The organism is Planktothrix sp. FACHB-1355 (genome assembly GCF_014748295.1).
GTDB lineage: Bacteria > Cyanobacteriota > Cyanobacteriia > Cyanobacteriales > Aerosakkonemataceae > Aerosakkonema > Aerosakkonema funiforme_A.
This window is the reverse complement of record NZ_JACJUP010001255.1, coordinates 1-1,897: the sequence shown is the minus strand read 5'-3', so window position 1 is coordinate 1,897 and position 1,897 is coordinate 1. Positions and strand designations below refer to the sequence as shown.

Annotated in this window: 4 protein-coding genes; 3 read left to right on the top strand and 1 reads right to left on the bottom strand. The window is 43.9% G+C overall.

Annotated features, from left to right (window positions below; all coding sequences use genetic code 11):
* The 3 genes from H6S82_RS31360 to H6S82_RS31350 all read left to right on the top strand — a co-directional run.
* Positions 1-362 (top strand): element excision factor XisH family protein (locus H6S82_RS31360; RefSeq protein WP_191057345.1); only part of this gene is annotated, 362 nt, incomplete at its 5' end.
* The gene (locus tag H6S82_RS31355) at positions 338-685 is read left to right on the top strand and encodes a XisI protein (RefSeq protein ID WP_190461984.1); all 348 of its coding nucleotides are present in this window, start codon (positions 338-340) and stop codon (positions 683-685) included. The genes H6S82_RS31360 and H6S82_RS31355, both read left to right, overlap by 25 nt.
* 125 nt (positions 686-810) lie before the next feature.
* Entirely contained in the window at positions 811-1,374 is a 564-nt protein-coding gene (locus tag H6S82_RS31350; protein ID WP_190462088.1) for a thermonuclease family protein, read from the top strand.
* A gap of 2 nt (positions 1,375-1,376) precedes the next feature.
* Here H6S82_RS31350 and H6S82_RS31345 read toward each other — a convergent pair whose 3' ends face one another.
* Positions 1,377-1,685 (bottom strand): lipopolysaccharide assembly protein LapA domain-containing protein, encoded by a 309-nt coding sequence (locus H6S82_RS31345; RefSeq protein WP_190461982.1) that lies wholly within the window; start codon positions 1,683-1,685, stop codon positions 1,377-1,379.
* Positions 1,686-1,897 lie beyond the last annotated feature (212 nt).

Here is a 1,897-nt window from a genome sequence, read left to right as displayed (position 1 = left end):
CTGATGACCCGCTTATCCTCAAGATAGGGGAACGCTCCACGTTTGTTGACCTGGGTGCTGAAAAACTGATTGCGGCTGAACGAGATTCTGTAAAAATCGCTGTCGAAATCAAAAGCTTTCTTAGTCCTTCTCCTATTAATGACCTCGAAAATGCCTGGGGACAATTCTTTTTGTATGCTAGAGATCTGCAAAGAAGAGATCCAGACCGTCGTCTCTATTTAGCCGTCAGTCGCAACACTTTTGAGACTTTGTTCCAAGAGGAAGCTGGAAAAATCTTGTTAGAAGAACCTGGTTTTCGTATCATATTTTTTGACTCAAACAGTGAGGAAATAATTTTATGGATACCGCAAATCAACCCCTAGAGCGATGGCGTGATATTCTAGAAAAAATTCTCCAATATTATGCGGATATTCCTTATCGTTATGGTGATGTAATTACTTATGTTATTGTTAGCCGCGATCGCAACCACTTTATGCTGGTACACGAAGGCTGGGAAAATCACCGCAGAGTGCATGGCTGTATCGTCCATGTGGAAATTCGCAATGAGAAAATTTGGATTCACTACGATGGTATTGAAGATGGCATCACAAATGAACTTGTCGCTGCTGGAGTACCTAAAGATCGTATTGTCCTCGCCTTTCATCCTCCCCAAGTTAGAGAGCATACTGGATATGCGATCGCATAAAAGATTCTGCAAAGTTGAGCATTTTTTAATGGCGATAAATTTAGATCGGCAGATAATGTGGTGAAATTTATGGGCAATATAACTTTATGAAAAAGTCGATCGAAACTGGCAAGGAAAAGCTAAGTATGAGTTACAAAAAATCGATCGCATACTCGCTAAAATTCCTCGGCGTTGCTTTCCTGATTCTCAGTTTAACAGGATGTCCGAACCGTCCGGGACAAATTACTTACTCCGTCAAACGAATCAGCGATGGAGATACACTCGCGGTCACAGACTCGAAGGGAGAAAACTTTACTGTGCGTTTCGCCTGTATCGATGCACCGGAAGTTCCCCATTCCCAAAAGGAAAAGCAAAGCACAAAATTGGTGGACAAAAATCAATTCAAGTGGGGTGTAAAAGCGCAGGGTCGCGTGCAGCAGTTGGTGAAACAAGGCGATCGCGTTACCTTAACTTTAACCGATACCGATCGCTACGGTCGCAAAATCGGTGAAGTCCGTTTAGCTGACAATGTTTTCATTCAAGAAGTGTTAGTGCGCGAGGGATTGGCGCTGGTGAATCGTCCCTACTTGAAAAACTGTCCCAGTGCAGCTATTGTGGAACAGGCAGAAGCGGAAGCAAAGAAAGCTAGACGCGGTATTTGGAGCGATCGCACTTTTGTGGCTCCTTGGGAATATCGTCGCACAAAATAAACTTACCAATCTTGCGATCCGGTTTCTAACCAATCACTTCCGCCGCTGGATTGACGATTTTCTGGCACATCATCCTCAAAATCATCATCCTCTCGATTTTCTGAAGGTGTAAATAAAGGAAAAGCGATCGCACCTCCCACCACCCCAAGACTAGCACTAAAGGCCAACACCACACCCACTGGCAGTTTAATTGACTCGAATCCCAAAAACTTCAGAGAAACTTGGGTAGCATTTTGGACGGAGAGGATGGCGATCGCTCCTACCCAAATGGCTACGATCGAAGAAGTGAGTAAATTGGCGATATTTTTCATTAGGGTCTAGGGATTAGGGCGTCGGGGCTAGGGGAAGAAGAGACTAGAATCAAGGGTTTGTGGAATTAAGAACGTTCATTACGCCTTGGCGGTGGCTAGACATTGCCGCAATAACGATCGAAACACACTATATATTTAGATGCTAAGACAAATCTTTCTGAATTTAGAAACCCGGTTTCTTGAAGAAACCGGGTTTCTTTGATATCGATTCC

Excerpts from the sequence above, each read along its gene's own strand:
- H6S82_RS31355 (WP_190461984.1), top strand. The coding sequence starts at position 338 with ATGGATACCGCAAATCAACCCCTAGAGCGATGGCGTGATATTCTAGAA.
- H6S82_RS31350 (WP_190462088.1), top strand. The coding sequence starts at position 811 with ATGAGTTACAAAAAATCGATCGCATACTCGCTAAAATTCCTCGGCGTT.
- H6S82_RS31345 (WP_190461982.1), bottom strand. The coding sequence starts at position 1,685 with ATGAAAAATATCGCCAATTTACTCACTTCTTCGATCGTAGCCATTTGG.